General features: G+C 71.8%; 19 protein-coding genes. 13 read left to right on the forward strand and 6 right to left on the reverse strand.

The window, feature by feature from the left end; translation table 11 throughout:
• The first annotated feature begins 134 nt into the window (after positions 1 to 134).
• The 4 genes from MDN94_RS17175 to MDN94_RS17190 all read left to right on the forward strand — a co-directional run bounded on the left by MDN94_RS17175 (position 135) and on the right by MDN94_RS17190 (position 5,669).
• Positions 135 to 3,062, forward strand: coding sequence for a bifunctional acetate--CoA ligase family protein/GNAT family N-acetyltransferase (locus tag MDN94_RS17175; RefSeq protein WP_482726629.1), 2,928 nt, complete (start codon positions 135 to 137; stop codon positions 3,060 to 3,062).
• 37 nt (positions 3,063 to 3,099) lie between these two features.
• Entirely contained in the window at positions 3,100 to 3,684 is a 585-nt protein-coding gene (locus tag MDN94_RS17180; RefSeq protein ID WP_307708671.1) for a DUF5998 family protein, read from the forward strand.
• Positions 3,684 to 4,877: an alkaline phosphatase family protein gene (locus MDN94_RS17185; protein ID WP_482726630.1), complete on the forward strand. Its 1,194-nt coding sequence runs from the start codon at positions 3,684 to 3,686 to the stop codon at positions 4,875 to 4,877. Before MDN94_RS17180 ends, MDN94_RS17185 begins: the two co-directional genes overlap by 1 nt.
• 78 nt (positions 4,878 to 4,955) lie before the next feature.
• Complete coding sequence (locus MDN94_RS17190) at positions 4,956 to 5,669, forward strand: thymidine kinase (RefSeq protein ID WP_482726631.1); 714 nt, start codon at positions 4,956 to 4,958, stop codon at positions 5,667 to 5,669.
• On the opposite strand, the gene MDN94_RS17195 is transcribed toward MDN94_RS17190, so the two are convergent.
• Positions 5,641 to 6,411 carry a VOC family protein gene (locus tag MDN94_RS17195; protein ID WP_482726632.1) on the reverse strand — a complete coding sequence of 257 codons (771 nt, stop codon included), beginning with the start codon at positions 6,409 to 6,411 and terminating at the stop codon, positions 5,641 to 5,643. The genes MDN94_RS17190 and MDN94_RS17195 overlap by 29 nt on opposite strands.
• Before the next feature lie 236 nt (positions 6,412 to 6,647).
• On the opposite strand from MDN94_RS17195, the gene MDN94_RS17200 reads away from it, so the two are divergent.
• Positions 6,648 to 7,478 (forward strand): sulfurtransferase, encoded by an 831-nt coding sequence (locus MDN94_RS17200; RefSeq protein ID WP_482726633.1) that lies wholly within the window; start codon positions 6,648 to 6,650, stop codon positions 7,476 to 7,478.
• Positions 7,479 to 7,534: 56 nt separating this feature from the next.
• On the opposite strand, the gene sepH is transcribed toward MDN94_RS17200, so the two are convergent.
• The 3 genes from sepH to MDN94_RS17215 form a co-directional block, all read right to left on the reverse strand.
• Positions 7,535 to 8,575: a septation protein SepH gene (sepH, locus tag MDN94_RS17205; protein ID WP_482726634.1), complete on the reverse strand. Its 1,041-nt coding sequence runs from the start codon at positions 8,573 to 8,575 to the stop codon at positions 7,535 to 7,537.
• A gap of 569 nt (positions 8,576 to 9,144) precedes the next feature.
• Positions 9,145 to 10,473, reverse strand: a complete 1,329-nt coding sequence (locus tag MDN94_RS17210) for a D-arabinono-1,4-lactone oxidase (RefSeq protein WP_482726635.1) — start codon at positions 10,471 to 10,473, stop codon at positions 9,145 to 9,147.
• Positions 10,424 to 11,674 carry an MFS transporter gene (locus MDN94_RS17215; protein WP_482726636.1) on the reverse strand — a complete coding sequence of 417 codons (1,251 nt, stop codon included), beginning with the start codon at positions 11,672 to 11,674 and terminating at the stop codon, positions 10,424 to 10,426. The genes MDN94_RS17210 and MDN94_RS17215 overlap by 50 nt, the downstream gene beginning before the upstream one ends.
• Positions 11,675 to 11,782: 108 nt before the next feature.
• On the opposite strand from MDN94_RS17215, the gene MDN94_RS17220 reads away from it, so the two are divergent.
• Both MDN94_RS17220 and MDN94_RS17225 read left to right on the forward strand, forming a co-directional pair.
• Entirely contained in the window at positions 11,783 to 12,910 is a 1,128-nt protein-coding gene (locus MDN94_RS17220) for a ferrochelatase (RefSeq protein WP_482726637.1), read from the forward strand.
• A gap of 11 nt (positions 12,911 to 12,921) precedes the next feature.
• Complete coding sequence (locus MDN94_RS17225; RefSeq protein WP_482726638.1) at positions 12,922 to 13,722, forward strand: inositol monophosphatase family protein; 801 nt, start codon at positions 12,922 to 12,924, stop codon at positions 13,720 to 13,722.
• Between the two features lie 109 nt (positions 13,723 to 13,831).
• Here the strand turns inward: MDN94_RS17225 and MDN94_RS17230 are convergent, their stop codons facing one another.
• Entirely contained in the window at positions 13,832 to 13,999 is a 168-nt protein-coding gene (locus tag MDN94_RS17230) for a hypothetical protein (RefSeq protein WP_167306803.1), read from the reverse strand.
• A 299-nt stretch (positions 14,000 to 14,298) separates the two neighbouring features.
• Here MDN94_RS17230 and MDN94_RS17235 point away from each other — a divergent pair, with 299 nt between their 5' ends.
• The 4 genes from MDN94_RS17235 to MDN94_RS17250 all read left to right on the forward strand — a co-directional run bounded on the left by MDN94_RS17235 (position 14,299) and on the right by MDN94_RS17250 (position 17,865).
• Entirely contained in the window at positions 14,299 to 14,952 is a 654-nt protein-coding gene (locus tag MDN94_RS17235; RefSeq protein WP_005310963.1) for a response regulator transcription factor, read from the forward strand.
• Between the two features lie 4 nt (positions 14,953 to 14,956).
• On the forward strand, positions 14,957 to 16,189 hold the full coding sequence (locus MDN94_RS17240) for a sensor histidine kinase (RefSeq protein WP_482726639.1): 1,233 nt from the start codon (positions 14,957 to 14,959) through the stop codon (positions 16,187 to 16,189).
• A gap of 379 nt (positions 16,190 to 16,568) precedes the next feature.
• Positions 16,569 to 16,865, forward strand: a complete 297-nt coding sequence (locus tag MDN94_RS17245) for a DUF4193 domain-containing protein (protein WP_005310959.1) — start codon at positions 16,569 to 16,571, stop codon at positions 16,863 to 16,865.
• Between the two features lie 13 nt (positions 16,866 to 16,878).
• The gene (locus tag MDN94_RS17250) at positions 16,879 to 17,865 is read left to right on the forward strand and encodes a hypothetical protein (protein WP_482726640.1); all 987 of its coding nucleotides are present in this window, start codon (positions 16,879 to 16,881) and stop codon (positions 17,863 to 17,865) included.
• A 17-nt stretch (positions 17,866 to 17,882) separates the two neighbouring features.
• Here MDN94_RS17250 and MDN94_RS17255 read toward each other — a convergent pair whose 3' ends face one another.
• Entirely contained in the window at positions 17,883 to 18,341 is a 459-nt protein-coding gene (locus MDN94_RS17255; protein ID WP_482726641.1) for a DUF3093 domain-containing protein, read from the reverse strand.
• 58 nt (positions 18,342 to 18,399) lie between these two features.
• Here MDN94_RS17255 and MDN94_RS17260 point away from each other — a divergent pair, with 58 nt between their 5' ends.
• Positions 18,400 to 19,020 (forward strand): PaaI family thioesterase, encoded by a 621-nt coding sequence (locus MDN94_RS17260; protein WP_482726642.1) that lies wholly within the window; start codon positions 18,400 to 18,402, stop codon positions 19,018 to 19,020.
• Complete coding sequence (gene dut, locus MDN94_RS17265; protein WP_441266621.1) at positions 19,020 to 19,532, forward strand: dUTP diphosphatase; 513 nt, start codon at positions 19,020 to 19,022, stop codon at positions 19,530 to 19,532. Before MDN94_RS17260 ends, dut begins: the two co-directional genes overlap by 1 nt.
• Position 19,533: the final 1 nt, after the last annotated feature.

The raw sequence follows: 19,533 nt of genomic DNA on the forward strand, positions 1-19,533 counted from the left end.
TGTCTAGACCAGTCTCTCATGTGTCCCGGCGTGCTCCCCGCCCACCCTGCCGGGGTGCGGGCCGCCGTCGGCCCCCTCAGACTGCCCGCGCACAACCGCCTCCGCGACCGGTGGCCGCGCGTAGGCTTTCCCCCATGCAGACCTCGCAGGAGCACGCCTACCCCGCTCACTGGGAAGCAGACGTGGTGCTGCGCGACGGTGGCACCGCCCGGATCAGGCCCATCACGCCGGAGGACGCGCACCGGCTGGTCAGCTTCTACGAGCAGGTCTCGGACGAGTCGAAGTACTACCGCTTCTTCGCCCCCTACCCGAGGCTTTCCGACAAGGACGTCCACCGGTTCACGCACCACGACTACGTCGACCGGGTCGGACTCGCGGTGACGGTCGGCGGCGAGTTCATCGCCACGGTCCGCTACGACCGCATCAACGCACAGGGTCGGCCGGCGAGCGCCCCGGCTGACGAGGCGGAGGTCGCCTTCCTCGTCCAGGACGCGCACCAGGGGCGCGGTGTCGCGTCCGCGCTGCTCGAGCACATCGCGGCGGTGGCGCGGGAGCGGGGCATCCGGCGCTTCGCCGCTGAGGTGCTGCCCGCCAACTCCAAGATGATCAAGGTGTTCCGCGACGCCGGATACACACAGCGGCGCAGCTTCGAGGACGGATCCGTCCATCTGACCCTCGACCTCGAACCGACGGCGGAGTCCCTCGCCGTGCAGCGCGGACGCGAGCAGCGCGCCGAGGCACGCTCGGTCCAGCGGTTGCTCGCGCCCGGCTCCGTGGCCGTCGTCGGCACCGGCCGGCTGCCCGGCGGCGTCGGACGCACCGCGCTGCGCAACCTTCTGGACGGCGGGTTCATGGGCCGGGTGTACGCGGTCAACCGCGCGTTCCCGCAGGAACAGCGCGAGATCGACGGTGTGCCCGCCGTCCGGTCGGTCGGCGAGATCGGCGAGCCCGTCGACCTGGCGGTCGTCGCCGTCCCGGCGGAGCGGGTGCCCGACGTGGTCGCGGACTGCGGCGAGCACGGAGTGCAGGGGCTCGTGGTGCTGAGCGCCGGATACGCGGAGAGCGGCCGGGCGGGACGGGAGCGCCAGCGCGAGTTGGTGAGGCAGGCCCGGTCGTACGGAATGCGGATCATCGGGCCCAACTCGTTCGGGATCATCAGCACCTCGGACGCCGTCCGGCTCAACGCCTCACTGGCCCCCGAGGCCCCCGTGCCCGGGCGGATCGGCCTGTTCACCCAGTCCGGTGCGATCGGCATCGCGCTGCTGTCGGGACTCCACCGGCGCGGCGCGGGCCTGTCCTCGTTCATCTCCTCCGGCAACCGCGCGGACGTCTCCGGCAACGATTTCCTCCAGTACTGGCACGAGGACCCGGACACCGATGTCGTCCTGATGTACCTGGAGTCCATCGGCAACCCCCGCAAGTTCACCCGCCTCGCCCGCCGGACCGCCGCGGTCAAGCCGGTCGTGGTGGTCAAGGGAGCCCGGCACAGCGGCAGCGTGCCGCCCGGCCACGCGGTGCCGTTCACCCGTATCCCGGACGCGACCGTCGGGGCGCTGCTGCGCCAGGCGGGAGTGATCCGCGTCGACACGGTCACCGAACTCGTCGACGCGGGCCTGATGCTGGCCGGGCAGCCGCTGCCCCGCGGGCCGCGGGTGGCGATCCTCGGCAACTCCGAGTCGCTCGGTCTGCTCGCCTACGACGCCTGCCTCACGGAGGGGCTGCGTCCGCTCCCGCCGCGCGACCTCACGACGGCGGCCACCCCCTCGGATTTCCGCGCCGCCCTCGCGCAGGCGCTGGAGGACGACGGGTGCGACGCCGTCGTCGTCACGGCGATCCCCTGGGTCGGCGAGAACGGCGTCACGGAATCGGGCGACGGCGAGGTCCTCGCCACTGCCCTCCGAGACGCGTCGGCCACGGCCCCGGCCAAGCCCGTGGCGGTCGTGCACGTGGAGATGGGCGCGTTGGCCGACGCCCTCGCGGCGGCGGCCAGCACCGCCCCGCCGTCCGACCCCTCCGGGCGGGCCGACACCGCCGAACGCGACGGGGATGACGGGCCCGCCGGCCCCGGCGCGGCGACGCTGAGCGAGGCGCCCCGCCCGGCCGTCGGCGGGCCCGGGGAAGCCGCGCCCGCGGACCCCGGCGCCACGGGGTCCGCCGAAGGCAGCGGCCCGTCGTCGCCCGGCGCCGACACCCGCCGGATCCCCGCCTACCCCGCCGCCGAGCGGGCCGTTCGGGCCCTCGCAGAGGCCGTGAGGTACGCCCAGTGGCGACGACAGGCCGCGGAGCCCGGTCGGGTCCCTGTGTACGACGACATCGACGAGGCCGGAGCCGCCGCACACATCGAGCGGATGCTCGCGGCGGCGGACGACGACAGGGGATTCAGCCTCGCCACGGCCGACGCCCACGCACTCCTGGCGCGCTACGGCGTCCATGTGCGGCCGACCCTGCCCGCGCCCGACCCGGGCGCGGCCGTGCGGGCCGCCGCGCGGCTGGGCTACCCCGTCGCGCTCAAGACCACCGCCCCCCATCTGCGCCACCGCGCCGATCTCGGCGGGGTACGCCTCGACCTGGCCGACGAGACGCAGCTGCGCCAGGCGTACCGCGAGCTGGGGGAGACGCTCGGCAAGCCCGCCGAGCTCCAGCCGGTGGTGCAGGCCATGGTGCCGCGCGGTGTGGACACCGTCGTGCGCGCGGCCATCGATCCCGCCGTCGGCGCCGTGCTCTCCTTCGGGCTGGCCGGTGTGGCCTCCGAGCTGCTCGGCGACACCGCCCACCGGCTCGTTCCCGCCACCGACCGTGACGTGACGGAGCTGATCCGTACCATCCGCGCGGCGCCGCTGCTGTTCGGCTGGCGCGGATCCGCCCCGGTCGACACCTCCGCGCTCGAGGAACTGCTGCTGCGCGTGTCACGACTGGTCGACGACCACCCGGAAGTGGTCGGCATCAGCCTCGAGCCCGTTGTCGTCGCCCAGCACGGCCTCACCGTGCTGGACGCGTCCGTACGACTGGCCCCGCCGCCGCCCCGAAGCGATCTCGGGCCCCGCCGGCTCCCCAGCTACTGAGCGCCCGGTGCCCCTGGGGCCCCGTAGGATGGACCGCATGGCGAAGACCGGTACGACGACCCAGGGGCTGCGCGCCGCGATCGAGCGCAGCGGCTACTACCCGGCACTCGTGGCCGAGGCGGTGGAAGCCGCCGTCGGCGGCGAGCCGATCGCGTCGTACCTGGTGCACCAGGAGACCACGTTCGACGCGAACGAGGTCCGCCGCCATGTCACCGTCCTCGTCCTGACGGCGAACCGGTTCATCGTCAGCCACACCGACGAGCAGGCCGCCGACTCCGGCTCCCCGACCCCTTACGCCACCACGTCCACCGAGTCGGTGAAGCTCGGCCGGATCTCGTCGGTGGTCGTCAGCCGCGTGGTCGCCAACCCGGAGTCGTACACCCCGGGCACGCTGCCCCGCGAGGTCGTGCTCACCATCGGCTGGGGCGCGGTCTCGCGCCTCGATCTGGAGCCCGCCGCCTGCGGCGACCCGAACTGCGACGCCGACCACGGCTACACCGGCAGCTCGACCGCCGACGACCTCAGCCTGCGCGTCAGCGAGGCCGGTGACGGGCCCGATACCGTCCGCCAGACCCTGGTCTTCGCCCAGGCGCTCTCCGAAGCCACGGCAGCCACGCGCTGATGGCCCAGCCCGCCGTGTGGCCGGACGACCCCGTCTCGCTCGATGTGTACGCGGCTCCCGCGCCCGAGTACGGCAGCGGCTCGCTCGCCGACCTGCTCCCCACCCTCGCCGCCGGCCAGGGTGTCCCGGGGCTCGAGCAGTCCATCGCCGAGCTCACGCCCGCCGACCGGAACTGCGTCTTCCTGATCGACGGGCTCGGCTGGGAGCAGATCAGGGCCCACCCCGACGAGGCGCCGTTCCTGACCTCGCTCCTCGGCACGTCCCGCGGCGGTACCGGAGCACCCATCACGGCGGGGTTCCCCGCCACCACCGCCACCTCGCTCGCCTCCGTCGGTACGGGCCTCCCGCCGGGCGTGCACGGCCTGCCCGGCTACACGGTGCGCAACCCGGAGACCGGCGAGCTGATGAACCAGCTCCGCTGGAGGCCGTGGACCTCGCCGAAGGCCTGGCAGCCGTATCCCACCGTCTTCGAGTTGGCGGACCGGGCGGGGGTGTACACCGCCCAGGTGTCGTCGCCCGCGTTCGAGCAGACGCCGCTCACCAAGGTCGCGCTCAGCGGCGGCACGTTCCACGGCCGGCTGACCGGCGAGGAGCGTATGGACCTCGCCGCCGAGCAACTGGCCGCGGGTGACCGTTCGCTGGTCTACACGTACTACAGCGAGGTCGACGGCAAGGGGCACCGGTTCGGCATCGACTCCGACGCCTGGCGCGGACAACTGATGTACGCGGACCGGCTGGTGGAGCGGCTCGCCGACCAGCTGCCGCCCCGCGCCGCGTTGTACGTCACCGCCGACCACGGCATGATCGACATCCCGTTCGACGAGCAGTCCCGCATCGACTTCGACGAGGACTGGGAACTGCGGGCCGGTGTCGCCCTGCTCGGCGGCGAGGGCAGGGCACGCCACGTGTACGCCGTGCCCGGCGCGGAGAACGACGTCCTCGCCGTGTGGCGCGAGGTGCTGGGGGAGCAGTTCTGGGTGGCGAGCCGCGACGAGGCCGTCGCCGCAGGCTGGTTCGGTCCGGAGGTCGACGACAGGGTGTACGGGCGGATCGGCGACGTCGTGGCCGCCGCGCACGACGACGTGGTGATCACCGCCTCCGTCAACGAACCGAACGAGTCCGCCATGGTGGGCATGCACGGCTCGATGACTCCCGCCGAACAGCTCGTGCCGCTCCTCGAAGTACGCTCGTGACCCGCCGTGCCCGTACCTGACCCGCCGGGTACGCACGTGATCCTCCCCGCCGCCTGACCCGAAAGGTCTCCACCCCCCATGCCCGAGCTGGTGTTCTTCTCCGGAACGATGGACTGCGGAAAGAGCACCCTCGCTCTTCAGATCGAGCACAACCGGTCCGCGCGCGGCCTGCAGGGCATGATCTTCACGCGTGACGACCGGGCCGGTGAGGGCAAGCTCTCTTCGCGGCTGGGACTGGTCACCGACGCGGTCGAGGCCGCCGAGGGCTTCGACTTCTACGCGTACCTCGTCGACCGCTTCTCCAAGGGCGGTCGTTGCGACTACGTGATCGCCGACGAGGCGCAGTTCCTCGCGCCTGAACAGATCGACCAACTCGCCCGCGTGGTCGACGACCTGGAACTGGACGTCTTCGCCTTCGGTATCACCACGGACTTCCGCTCCAAGCTGTTCCCCGGCTCGCAGCGGCTCGTCGAACTCGCGGACCGGGTCGAGGTGCTCCAGGTCGAGGCACTGTGCTGGTGCGGTGCGCGCGCCACGCACAACGCCCGCACCGTCGGCGGCGTGATGGTGGTCGAAGGCGCGCAGGTCGTCGTCGGGGACGTCAACCAGTCACCGGACGAGATCGGTTACGAGGTCCTGTGCCGGCGTCACCACCGCCGGCGGATGACGGCCGCCTCTGCCCACGCGGCGGCGCTCTCCCCGGACGTCCTGCCCGTCGAGACCGACGCGGACGGCGGTGCCGGCGGCCATGACGCCCGTGATCTCAGGGGACGTCCGACCGTACGATCGTGAAGACGGCGCCCTCGGGGTCGCTGACGGTCGCCGCCCGCCCGCGCGGGCCCGGCCCGGGCACCTCGACGACATGCCCGCCCAGTTCCACCACCCGGCGCGCGGCCGCGTCCGTGTCCTCGACCTCGAAGTACGTCATCCAGTGCGGGCCGCGGTCGCGCGGCAGGGCCTGGCCCATTGCCTGCACCGTGGCGACGGGACGGCCCTCGAGTCGCAGCGTGAGCCGGTCGGGCCCCGTGTCGTCCTCCTTGGCGTCATGGCCGAAGACCGCCTGGTAGAACTTGCCGATCGACGAAGTGTCCCTGGTCCGCAGCTCGTTCCAGACGGGTGTCCCGTGCGCGCCGTGCACGGCGGTGCCGGTGTGACCCGCCGCCTGCCAGACCCCGAACACCGCGCCCGCCGGGTCGGAGGCGATGACCAGCCGTCCCGCTTCGGCGGCGTCGAGCGGCCCGACGCCGATCGTGCCGCCGCAGCTGCGGATCGCCTCCGCGGTCACGTCGGCGTCGTCGCTCGCCAGATACGCGGTCCAGGCGACGGGCAGATGGCGGTCGGCGGGCAGCCGGCCGATGCCGGCCACATCCTTGCCGTCGAGCATCGCGCGCACGTAGGGCCCCAGCTGCGTGGGGCCGGGCGAGAACTCCCAGCCGAACAGTGCAGCGTAGAACTCCTGTGTCGCGTCAAGGCCGTGCACCATGAGGCTCACCCAGCAGGGCGTGCCCGGGGGGCGCCGAGTCGCCTCGGTCATCGTCACTCTCTCCTCGGACCATCGTGGTGGCCGTACGGGGGGACTTGGCGCGTCCACGGTCGGGGGAGGCTCTGCGGAGACCGTTGCGCTCGAGCCGATGTTGTCATCACCGGGGGCCTGCTGCGCCCTGGCCGCGCCGGATATGGCGGGTTCCCGCCGGAGGTTGCCCGTTTTGGTGCGGCTCGTCCGCTTCGGGGGCGTTACGGTGCGCCAGGCATGTGCGCAAGGATGGCCGTATGAATCCGATCATCTCCGCGGCCGAGCTCGCCGCCGAGCTCGCCGGCCCCACCCCGCCGGCCCTTCTCGATGTCCGCTACCGGCTGGGCGGGCCGCACGGCCGGCCCGAGTACGAGGCCGGGCACATCCCGGGTGCCGTCTTCATCGACCTCGACGCCGAACTGGCCGGTCCGCCCGGAGTCGGCGGGCGTCATCCGCTGCCCGACGTCGCGGAGTTCGGCGCGGTGATGCGTCGGGCGGGCGTCGGTCCCGACACCCCTGTCGTCGTGTACGACGCCGACAAGGGCTGGGGCGCGGCTCGCGCCTGGTGGCTGCTGCGCTGGGCCGGGCACGACGACGTCCGGGTGCTGGACGGCGGACTCGCGGCGTGGACGGGGCCGCTCGAGACGACGGTTCCCGTACCGGAGGAGGGCGCCTTCGAGCCGAAGCCGGGGGCGCTGCCCCTGCTGGACGCCGACGACGCGGCGGCGACGGCCCGTGACGGCCTGCTGCTCGACGCGCGTGCGGGGGAGCGGTACCGCGGTGAGGTGGAGCCCATCGATCCGGTAGCCGGGCACATCCCGGGTGCCGTCTCCGCGCCGACCACGGAGAACCTGGACGACCAGGGCCGCTTCCGCCCTGCCGAGTGGCTGGCGGCGCGGTTCATGGAGCTCGGGGCCCATGAGGAGTCGGGGCCCGTCGGGGTCTACTGCGGGTCCGGCGTCTCGGCCGCCCAGCAGGTACTGGCCCTGGAGATCGCCGGCTTCGACGCGGCCCTGTACGCGGGCTCGTGGTCCGAATGGTCGCGGAACCCGGACCGTCCTGTCGCGACCGGACCGCAGCCGGGCTGATCCGCGCACAGCACAAGGGCCGGCCCTCATGGGGCCGGCCCTTGTGCGGAACGTTCCTACTCCTGTTTCTTACGGCGTGTGCCGAAGACGATCTCGTCCCAGCTCGGCACGGCGGCGCGACGGCCGGGGCGGACGCCGTCCGCCTCCGCCTGCCGGTCGGTGGTGCCCGTCAGGCGATCCCGGTGCCCGGCCACGGAGCGCGGCATCAGCACGTCCGCATACGCGGAACCCGCGCCGGCCGACGCGGCGGGCGCCACCGGCTCCTCCTCGGCCTCGGCCTCCTGACCGGGCTCGACGGCGGGTGCTTCCGACGCCACGGGCCGCTCGGGCACGACCATGTCGCCGCGGAAGTTCGGCACGGCCTCCAGCAGGCTGGTCAGCGAGTCCCGCTCGTCGTCGTCGGCGTCGGCGGACGGCACGGCCGGGCGCTCGATCTGCCGGTCCAGGGCGCGGTCCAGCGGCCGGTCCCTGGGCAGACGCGCGATGCGCGGGACGAACGGGAAGCTCGGCTCCTGCGCGATCGTGTCGTCGGTCTCACCGATCAGGGCGCGTGCCTCGTCGTCGACGGCCTGGACGAGCCGCCTCGGCGGGTCGTAGGTCCAGCTCGCCGAGTGCGGTTCGCCCGCCACCCGGTAGACGAGCAGGACCTCCCAGGTGCCGTCGTCGCGGCGCCACGAGTCCCACTGGACGGTGTCCTTCTCGGCGCCGCGCAGCAACAGCCGCTCCTGCACGGCCTCGCCCAGCTGCGGACCGGTGTTCTCGCCGGGGCGGCGCACGGGCGTCTTACGGGCCCGCTCCGCCATGAAGGCGCGCTCGGCAAGGACCGGGCCCTCGAAGCGGCGCACCCGGTCGACGGGAATGCCGGCGAGCTGGGCGACCTCCTCCGCGGAGGCACCGGCACGTATACGGGCCTGGATGTCACGGGGGCGGAGATGGCTCTCCACCTCGATCTCGATCTGGCCGAGCCTGGCACGGTCGTTACGCACGGCGGCACGCAGGCGCTCGTCGATCGGAAGCGTGTATTCCGTGCTGTCCGCAGCCTTGAGCACCAGTCGTGTGCCGTCGTTGGAGACGGCCACGACACGCAGTTCGGGCATGGGGACCTCCCGGGTGGTGCCTGCCGACGTCACCTGCGTCGCTGCTTCCGCTAGTCGAGTCGAGTGTGGCCTGCCCGGGTGCAGCCTGCCACAACCTTGCCGAGTTGCCCGGCGTGTCGGGCGCGAGCCCTGGATCGCCGTTATGGCACGGTGATCTATTGGCCACTCAGCGTGATCGGTCGTCACTCTGAGCGATAGATCTCCATGCTTCACCGCGGTGCCGCCGGATCGAGCGCCGCTTTCGGCCCCCAACCTGGGGATCCGGACACCACGAGGGAGGCCGGGCCCAGGGCTCGCCACAGTACTCCATTCGGGCCATCCGGGTGGACAACCGCGCCGCCGAACTTCGGCAGGAGGGTGCTGGATCGGCGCTCGAGCGCGCGCTGACCAGGTGTTGTGCTTCACAAGAACACCAGAAACGGAACTGTTCTCTTCGTTCAAATGTCCTATCTCGGTGCGCAACGGGTAGACGAGGCAAGGCAGCTGAAGGTGCGTCAGAAGCCCGATGGGTGGACGGAACGTCAGGAAGGCGACGAACGGGCCGCACCAAGCGCCGCAGCCGGCCGGGGTCAGTCGCCCAGTACCCGGCGCAGATACGGATTCTGGAAGACCCGGTCCGGGTCGAGATGGTCGCGAAGGGCAGTGAACTCGCCGAACCGGGGGTAGGCGTCCGCGAGGTATCGCGCGTCCCGCGTGTGGATCTTTCCCCAGTGCGGCCGCCCGCCGTGGGCGGTCATGATCGACTCCACGGCGGTGAAGTAGGACCGGTACGGCGTGCCGCGGTACATGTGCACCGCGATGTACGCCGTCTCCCGGCCCGAGGCCGTCGACAGCGCGATGTCGTCGGCGGGGGCCGTGCGCACCTCGACCGGGAACCCGATCCGCAGCGGCGAGCGTTCGATCATCGCCCTGAGCTCGCGAAGCGCCGTGACCGCGGTCTCCCTGGGCACCGCGTACTCCATCTCCACGAACCGCACCCGGCGGGGCGATGTGAAGACCTTGTAGGGAATGTCCGTGTAGGTACGGGCGGACAGCGCTCGGCTGGAGAGCCTGGCGATCGCGGGAACGGCCGCGGGTACCGCGCGGCCCAGCGAACAGGCCACCTGGAAGGCCCCGTTGGACAGCAGCTCGTCCTCGATCCAGGCGCCGACCCTGCCGGGCGGCGCCGGCGGGCCGGAGCTGCGGTTGTTGCGCTTGGTGTTGCAGTTCCCGGTGTGCGGGAACCAGTAGAACTCGAAGTGCTCGTTCTCCGCGTGCAGCGCGTCGAAGTCCGCCAGGACCCGGTCCAAGGACATCGGTTCCTCACGGGCGGTCAGCAGGAAGACCGGTTCCACCGCGAACGTGATCGCCGAGACGACTCCGAGCGCCCCCAGACCGATCCGGGCCGCGGCGAAGACCTCGGGGTTCTCCTTCTCCGAGCACGTCAGCACCGCCCCGTCGGCCGTCACCAGCTCAAGGCCCTTGATCTGCGCGGCGATCGAGGCGGAGTCACGTCCGGTGCCGTGCGTACCGGTCGACGTCGCGCCGGCCACGGTCTGCTCCATGATGTCGCCCATGTTCGTGAGCGACAGCCCCTCACGGGCGAGGGCGGTGTTCAACCGCTTGAGCGGGGTGCCCGATTCGACGGTGACGGTCATCTCCGAGCGGTCGATCCGGCGGATCCCCGTCATCAGGTCCGGCCGGATCAGCAGCCCGTCGGTCGCCGCTATGGCCGTGAACGAATGTCCCGTGCCGACCGTCTTGACCCGAAGGCCCTCGGAGACCGCCGAGCGGACCGCGTCGGCGAGCTCCTCCACGGACGCGGGGCGGACTTCCCTCGCTGGCCGGGAGACAACTGTCCCCGCCCAGTTACGCCACGGACTGCTCCCGCTGCTCCGGGTCCTGATCACGCTGCTCACGCTGCCCCTCCCGCATCGGCACCGGCCTGCGCAGCCGGCGGTACCCCAGGAACGCCACCACGGCCGCGAACACCCCTGCGACGCCGGGCACCGCGTACCCCGCAGCGGCGCCCTGCGCGTCGACCACCCAGCCGGCGGCCGAGGAACCCAGTGCGACGCCGACCGCGAGCCCGGTACCGGTCCAGGACATGCCCTCGGTCAGCTTGCTGCGCGGTACGTGCGCCTCGACGAGGGCCATGGTCGTCACCATCGTCGGCGCGATGGCGAGGCCCGCGACAAAGAGCGCCACGGCCAGGAACGGCAAGCTCCCGGCCAGTTGGAGGGGGATCATACTCACGGCCATCGCGCAGACGCCCAGCACCCACCTGCGGGCGGGCTCGCCCTTCAGGTGCAACAGGCCGAAGACGGCGCCCGCGAGGCAGGAACCGAGCGCGTAGACCGCGAGCACCCAGCTCGCCGCGGCCTTGTGTCCCGTCTCCTCCGCGAACGCCACCGTGACCACGTCCACCGCGCCGAAGATCACTCCGGTGGCGACGAACGCCGCGACCAGCACCTGGAGGCCGGGGGAGCGCAGCGCGCTGCCACCCGTGTCGTGCGACGCCGGGTGCGGCTTCGGCTCCGTGGCCCGCTGAGCCGTCAGCCACCAGACGCCGACCAGCAGGAACCCGGCCGCGAGCAGCGGTCCGGCCTCCGGGAACCACAAGGTGGACAGCCCGATGGAGATGATCGGCCCGAAGATGAAGCACACCTCGTCGATGATCGACTCGACCGAGTAGGCGGTGTGCAGCTCCCGCGGCGAGCCCTCCAGGAGGGCGGCCCAGCGCGCCCGGGTCATCGCGCCGACGCTCGGCGCGCAGCCCGCGACGGCCGTGAAGGCGAACAGCGTCCAGTCCGGCGCTCCCTGCTGGGCGCAGATCAGCAGTCCGGTGACGGCGGCGAGCGTGACGAGAGTGGCGGGACGCAGCACTCGGCGCTGGCCGTGGCGGTCCACCAGACGGGAGACCTGAGGGCCCAGAACGGCCGCGGACAGCGCGAGCGTCGCGGTGAGCGTGCCGGCCAGGCCGTAGCGTCCGGTGAGCTCGGAGACCATGGTCATGATCCCGATGCCCAGCATGGACAGCGGCATCCGGCCGAGGAGGCCGGCGGTGGAGAACGCCAAAGAGCCGGGGGTGGCGAAAATCGCGCGGTACGGACTGGGCAACAGGGACTCCGGTAAGGCGTAAGGGCAGCCTTCACAGATTACGCGCCGAACCTCCGCCGACGCACCGCGGCTTTTCCGCCGTCGGAGGCGGGTGGCAGGATCGACCCCATGTCCGATCTGCGTGACCCAGCGCCTTACGACGCCCTTCTGCTGCTCTCGTTCGGTGGCCCCGAAGGCCCGGACGACGTGGTCCCGTTCCTGGAGAACGTGACCCGCGGTCGAGGCATCCCGAAGGAACGGCTGAAGGAAGTGGGGCAGCACTACTTCCTCTTCGGCGGCGTCAGCCCCATCAACGACCAGAACCGGGCGCTGCTCGAAGCCCTTCGCGAGGACTTCGCCGAGCACGGGCTGGACCTCCCGGTCCACTGGGGCAACCGCAACTGGGCGCCGTACCTCACCGACACCCTGCGCGAGATGGCCGACGCGGGACACCGGCGCATCGCCGTCCTCGCCACCAGCGCCTACGCCTCGTACTCCGGCTGCCGCCAGTACCGGGAGAATCTCGCGGCCGCGCTGGCGACGCTGGAGGCGGAGGGGCGGCCACTGCCGCGGGTCGACAAGCTGCGGCACTACTTCAACCACCCCGGCTTCGTACGGCCCATGATCGACGGCGTTCTCGCCTCCCTGGCGGACCTGCCGGAAGACGTCCGCGCCGGTGCGCACCTCGCCTTCACCACGCATTCGATCCCGACCTCCGCGGCCGACGCCTCCGGCCCCGCCGACGATCACGGGGACGGCGGCGCCTACGTCCGCCAGCACCTCGACGTGGCCCGGACCGTCGCCGAGGCCGTCGCCCACGAGACCGGCGTCGAGCACCCCTGGGAGCTCGTCTACCAGTCCCGTAGCGGCGCCCCGAACATCCCCTGGCTGGAACCGGACATCTGCGACCACCTGGAGAGCCTGCACGCTGCCGGCGCGCCGGCAGCCGTCATGGTCCCGATCGGTTTCGTCTCCGACCACATGGAGGTCCTGTACGACCTCGACACGGAGGCCACCGCGAAGGCCGCGGAGCTGGGCCTGCCGGTGCGCCGCTCCGCGACCGTGGGCGCCGATCGTCGGTTCGCCGGCGCGGTGCGCGACCTACTGCTGGAACGGGCCGCCAGTGAGCGCGGCATCGCGGCGGAACGCTGCGCGCTCGGAAGGCTCGGTCCGAGCCACGACCTCTGCCCCGTCGGATGCTGCCCGGCCCGCGCGCCCAAGCCGGCGGCGGCCGGCGCCGACAGCCCGTACGCGTGAAGGAGACCCCTGTGACCGACCCGCTCACCTCGGAACTGCTGCCCCTCGCCCTGGAAGCCGCCCGGAAGGCCGGCGCCCTGCTGAGGGACGGCCGCCCGGAGGACCTGGGCGTCGCCAGGACCAAGTCCAGCCCCATCGACGTCGTGACCGAGATGGACATCGCGGCGGAGAAGCTGATCACCGGCTTCCTCACCGAGCACCGCCCGGACGACGGTTTCCTCGGCGAGGAGGGCGCGGCCACGGTGGGCACCAGCGGTGTGCGCTGGGTCATCGACCCGCTCGACGGCACCGTGAACTACCTGTACGGGCTGCCCACCTGGGCCGTCTCGATCGCCGCGGAGCTCGACGGCGAGGGCGTGGTCGGTGTCGTCGAGGCGCCGATGCGCCGCGAGACCTTCCACGCGGTGCGGGGCGGCGGCGCGTTCCTCAACGACCGGCCCGTACGGTGCCGGCCGGCGCCCCCGCTGGATCAGGCCCTGGTCTCGACCGGCTTCAACTACGTCCACACCGTCCGCACCCACCAGGCGGACGTAGTCCAGCGGCTGATCCCGCAGCTGCGCGACATCCGGCGCAGCGGCTCGGCGGCGATCGACCTGGCGGACGTGGCGGCGGGCCGCCTGGACGGCTACTACGAGCGCGGGCTCAGTCCGTGGGACCTCGCCGCGGGCGACCTGATCGCCCGCGAGGCCGGCGCGCTGACCGGGGGCCGCCCCGGGGACGGCCCCTCCGGCGACCTCACGGTGGCGGCGGTGCCGGGGGTCTTCGAGCCGTTGCAGGCGTTGCTGGAGGAACTGGGGGCGTGGCACGACTGAGCGCGCGCGTGCCGTCTGCGGCGGGCTTGTTCCCCACCCGCGGCGCCCCCCATGCCCGAGGCCCGGCCCCGCTCAGCGGGGCCGGGCCTCGGGGCTGCACGGTCGGGGATCAGGCCGCGGTGAGCTTCACCCCGTGCTCGGCGGCGAGGCGGTGGAGGTCGTCCAGCTCCGCCTGCTCGACGTCAGCGAGGAAGTCGTCGCCCGTCTCCCGGGCGACCGTCAGGTCGTCCTCGGCGGCCTTTATGCGCTGCAGCAGTCCGGCAGTGAAAGCGTCCATGATGCGCCCCCTCGTCGTAGGTCGGTGGCACGGGGGTGTGCCGACGGTGGGTTGATCAACCCTGGAACAGGTCGTGGTGCGCCACACACAGGGCGTGATCGGGATGTGCAGTCGTCCTCCCCAGGCCTTCCCGGGTGGAAACCTCAACTGTCCCGGAAATCCTCCTTATTCCGCGGTGCGGTTGTCGAGCCTGTTCGCCTTACAGCCGGTTTACGCGCGTAACGGGCAGGATGGAGCCGCACAGTCAGTGCGTAGACCTGCCCTGTCACGGTGACGGGCTTCCGAGAGAGGAAAGCGACGTGCGCGTACTCGTCGTCGAGGACGAGCAGCTGCTCGCCGATGCGGTGGCCACCGGACTGCGCCGGGAGGCCATGGCGGTCGACGTCGTGTACGACGGCGCCGCCGCCCTCGAGCGCATCGGGGTCAACGACTACGACGTGGTGGTGCTCGACCGCGACCTCCCCCTGGTCCACGGGGACGACGTCTGCCGCAGGATCGTCGAGCTGGGCATGCCGACCCGGGTGCTGATGCTGACGGCCTCGGGGGACGTGAGCGACCGTGTGGAGGGCCTGGAGCTCGGCGCCGACGACTATCTGCCCAAGCCGTTCGCGTTCACCGAGCTCACCGCACGTGTGCGTGCCCTCGGGCGGCGTACGACGGTGCCGCTGCCGCCGGTGCTGGAGCGTGCCGGCATCAAGCTCGATCCGAACCGCCGCGAGGTCTTCAGGGACGGCAGGGAGATCCAGCTGGCCCCCAAGGAGTTCGCGGTCCTGGAGGTCCTGATGCGCAGCGAGGGCGCGGTCGTCTCGGCCGAGCAACTGCTGGAGAAGGCCTGGGACGAGAACACGGACCCGTTCACCAACGTGGTGCGGGTGACCGTGATGACCTTGCGCCGCAAGCTCGGCGAACCGCCCGTGATCGTCACGGTGCCCGGTTCCGGTTACCGGATCTGATCGCGTGGCCAGCATTCCCGCGCCGCCGGAGGCGCCTCCGAAGCCGACCTGGGACCCCAGGGAGCCGGTCCGTCCCTGGTTGCGCCCCACCATCCGGATACGGCTCACGCTGTTGTACGGCGGGATGTTCCTGATCGCGGGCATCCTGCTGCTGTCGATCATCTACCTCTTCACCGCGCAGGCGCTGCACGTCGGCGTCGCGGATCTGCCCTTCAAGATCGTCGAGGGCAAGGTCCAGCCCACCACGGACTGGTGCACGCTCCCGGAGGAGGGTTCCGGCGAGCAGTTCAACCAGGCCGTCTCCGCCTGTCTCCAGCACCAGCGGGAACTGGCCCTGGACGACCTGCTGCGCCGGTCCCTGTTCGCCCTGCTCGGTCTGAGCATCATCGCGTTCGCCTTCGGCTACGCGATGGCCGGCCGGGTGCTGTCGCCGCTGGGCCGGATCACCCGCACCGCGCGCCAGGTGGCCGGTTCCGACCTCTCGCGCCGGATCGAGCTGGACGGACCCGACGACGAGCTCAAGGAGCTCGCCGACACCTTCGACGAGATGCTTGACCGCCTGGAGCGGGCCTTCACCGCCCAGCAGCGGTTCGTGGCGAACGCCTCGCACGAACTGCGGACGCCCCTGGCGATCAACCGCACGCTGCTCGAGGTGCACCTCTCCGATCCGGGAGCTCCCGTGGAGCTCCAGCAGCTCGGCAAGACGCTGCTGGCCACCAACGAGCGCAGCGAGCAGCTTGTCGAGGGCCTGCTGCTGCTCGCCCGCAGCGACAACCAGATCGTCGAACGCAAGCCGGTGGACCTGGCGGAGGTGGCCTCACGCGCCATGGACCAGGTCCGCTCGGAGGCGGAGGAGACGGGCGTGGAGGTGCGGGGCGAGCGCCGGGCCGCGGTCGTCCAGGGCAACGGCGTGCTGCTGGAGCGGATCGCGCTGAACCTCGTGCAGAACGCCGTCCGGTACAACGTGCCGGGCGGCTGGGTGGAGGTGACCACGGAGGTCGAGCACGGCCAGGCGGTGCTGCTGGTGACCAACACCGGACCGGTGGTTCCCGCGTACGAGATCGACAACCTCTTCGAGCCGTTCAGGCGCCTGCGCCAGGAGCGCACAGGCAGCGACAAGGGGGTCGGCCTGGGCCTGTCCATCGCGCGATCGGTGGCCCGCGCCCACGGCGGCCGCATCTCCGCGGTGCCGCGCGAGGGGGGCGGGCTGGTGATGCGTGTCACTCTTCCGGTCTGAGTTTCCGGTCGATGTTCGCTTTAAGCGGAATTTTCGGAAACAGCATCCGGCGAATCCGTGTGCGATCCATCACACGCGACGAATCGGATCCGTCTACGCTGCGTGATCGATCATCGTGTGGAAAGCCGGTAAAAGCCCGGGTTTCCGGGGGGTGACATCACGGGAAGTACACGGGGTGGCGCTCGTGAAGCACGCTTGCGGACCGTGTACGGTCCCCATCGCCATCCAACCCGATCACTCCCCAGGGGTCCGGTTGGGTGTCGATTGAGTAACAGACCTTGATGTGAGGCAAAATCTCCGCCTCAGGTCGGGCACAAGTCCGGCCTCTCACGCGTTACGTGCGCTGAGACACCGCAACCACCCAGAGGGGGAGAGCGACATGGCAACGGACTACGACACCCCACGCAAGACCGATGACGACGTCGATTCGGACAGCCTTGAGGAACTGAAGGCCCGGCGGAACGACAAGTCCACCTCGACCGTCGACGTCGACGAGTTCGAGGCCGCGGAGGGCATGGAGCTCCCCGGCGCCGACCTGTCCAACGAGGAGCTCGCCGTCCGGGTCCTGCCCAAGCAGGCCGACGAGTTCACCTGCATGAGCTGCTTCCTCGTGCATCACCGCAGCCAGCTGGCGCGCGAGAAGAACGGCCAGCCCATCTGCCGCGACTGCGACTGAGGCAGGGCCGCCAGTGGCAGGCGAGAAACCGTCCGGGAAGCGGCGCTTCCGGCGTCATGGACAGCCGGAGGCGCACCAGGCGGGTACGGGCCCCTCACAGGACGCAGCGGCGTCCTCGGAGGACTCGTCCGCGCTGCCGCCGTACGACGCGACCGAGGGTGTGGAGCGAGGCCTGCCGGCCTCGCTCGGAACAACCGGCCAGGCAGGGCCCCCGACCAGGGCCCAACGCCTGGCGACGGTCACGAAGGGCGTCGTCAAGGGCGGCGAGAGCGCCAGGGCGGGCCTCGTCCGGCGGGGACAGGGCGCGCGCACCAGGCTCGTGAGGAGCAAGGAGAGCGCCAAGGCGGCGCTCGGGCACATCGCCGACATGCTGATCGACAACGCGCCGCGTATCCCGGTGCGTGATCTGGAGAAGCTGCGCAGGCAGTTTCCCGGCCTCTCCCCCGAGCAGCTTGCCGACAAGCTGGTCGCGGGAGCGGCCAACGCCAGTTCCACAGTGGGCGCCGGTATCGGCGCCGCCGCGATGATGCCCGTGCCGCCGGCGATGCCGACCGAGCTCGCGGCGGAGATCGTCGGCGTCGCCGCCATCGAGCTGAAGCTCATCGCCGAGCTCCACGAGGTCTACGGGGTGCGGCCGCCCGGCGGCCTCAAGGACCGCAGCACCGCGTATCTGAACGCCTGGTCGCAGGAGCGCGGGATCGAGGTCACCAAGCCCTCGACGTACAACGCCTCGATGGGCGGACAGCTCAAGCGCCAGCTACGCCAGCAGATCATGAAGCGCATGGTCCGCAATCTTCCGAACCTGATGCCGTTCATGGTCGGCGCGGCCGTCGGCGCCGTGATGAACCGCCGGGACACGAGGAAGCTCGCCGAGCGTATCCGCGCCGACCTGCGCAACAGGCAGGTCCCGTGGGACGCGCTTCCCGCACTGCCGCCCCTGGAGCAGCCGCAGCACCCCATCCGGCTCCCGCAACTGCCCCTGGGACCGAACGGCGCCTGACCGCCGGCGCCCCGGGCCTACGCCGCGCGGACGGCCGTCAGGGCGGCAGCCAGCGCCTGCGGTTCCCGTGTCGACAGATAGACGTACGGCGTCGGGTCCTGCGGATCGGTGATCTCGATCCGTACAGCCGTGGGGATGTAGCTGCGCAGCAGCATGAAGGCCCGCGGATCGGCCTTGTGGAGCCGCCAGGCCCGCGCCTCCTCCGCGTCGAGCACCTCCGCCTCACCGAGCGCGGAGACCGGGATGCGCGCGTCCCCGGCGACGAGGGAGCCGGCCACCACCCGGATCCGGGCCGAGCCGTAGGAGCTGACCAGCGCCGACGCCATCGCGCCCGCGGCGATCACCCCGCCGAGCATCGGCAGGGGCCCCAGCGGCAGCAGGATCAGACCGCCGGAGAGGGCGACGAGGGCGGTGACGGCCCACCACGATCGGGGCGCGGTCAGACGTTCTGCGTACTGCGGGGCGGAAGGCTGCATGAATCCAAGCTTGGCACGGTGCGACCCGCGGGTAGCCGCGCGGGTAAGGTCTGCGCCTGTGAGCAACGCGAACTCCCGGGGGGCGACCCCCGAACCCCCGGCCGGTTCCCCGGCCCTGACCCCGCCGGCCGACGCCACGGCGCCGGTGCGGCACCCCGACGCGCCCGCCCCGGGTGAACTCCTCGGCGCGCACTACGGGCACTGCTTCGGGTGCGGCGGGCAGCAGCCCCACGGCCTGCACCTCGAGGCACGGGCACAGGAAGGCGTCCGCGTCACCGCCGAATTCACCGTCAAGGCCGCGCACCAGGGCGCCCCCGGTCTCGCGCACGGCGGTGTGCTCGCCTCCGCGCTCGACGAGACGCTCGGCTCGCTGAACTGGCTGCTGCGGGTCATCGCGGTCACCGGCAAGCTCGAGACGGACTTCGTGCGGCCCGTGCCGGTCGACACCGTGCTGCACCTCGACGCCGAGGTCACCGCTGTCGCCGGCCGCAAGATCTACTCGACCGCCACCGGACGCATCGCAGGCCCCGACGGACCGGTGGCCGTGCGGGCGTCCGCCCTGTTCATCGAGGTCAAGGTCGACCACTTCATCGAGAACGGCCGCCCCGCCGAGATCCAGGCCGCGATGGCCGACCCCGACCAGGTCCGGCGCGCACGCGCCTTCGAGGTGAACCCCTGATGCGTGATCCCGTCGACGTCCTCATCCGCCGCGTGCGCCCCGAGGTGCCGCTTCCTGCCTACGGTCACCCGGGCGACGCGGGCGCCGATCTGGTGACGTGCGAGGCAGTCGAACTCGCCCCAGGTGAGCGTGCCGTGCTGCCCACCGGAGTGTCGATCGCCCTGCCCGACGGGTACGCGGCCTTCGTTCACCCCCGGTCCGGGCTCGCCGCCCGCTGCGGAGTCGCCCTCGTGAATGCCCCAGGGACGATTGATGCCGGGTACCGTGGGGAAATCAAGGTGATCGTGGTCAATCTCGATCCACGCGAGAGCGTGCGGTTCGAACGGTTCGACCGGATCGCCCAACTGGTCGTCCAGCAGGTCGAGAAGGTGCGCTTCCACGAGGTGGCGGAGCTTCCCGGCTCTGCGCGGGCCGAGGGGGGCTTCGGGTCCACCGGCGGTCATGCCGCCGTGGACGGCTCTACGGGTGGGAATCGATACGCTTCGGTCGTATCCGACCGGGAAGGACAGTGAC

The organism is Streptomyces sp. WAC00040 (assembly GCF_056835925.1).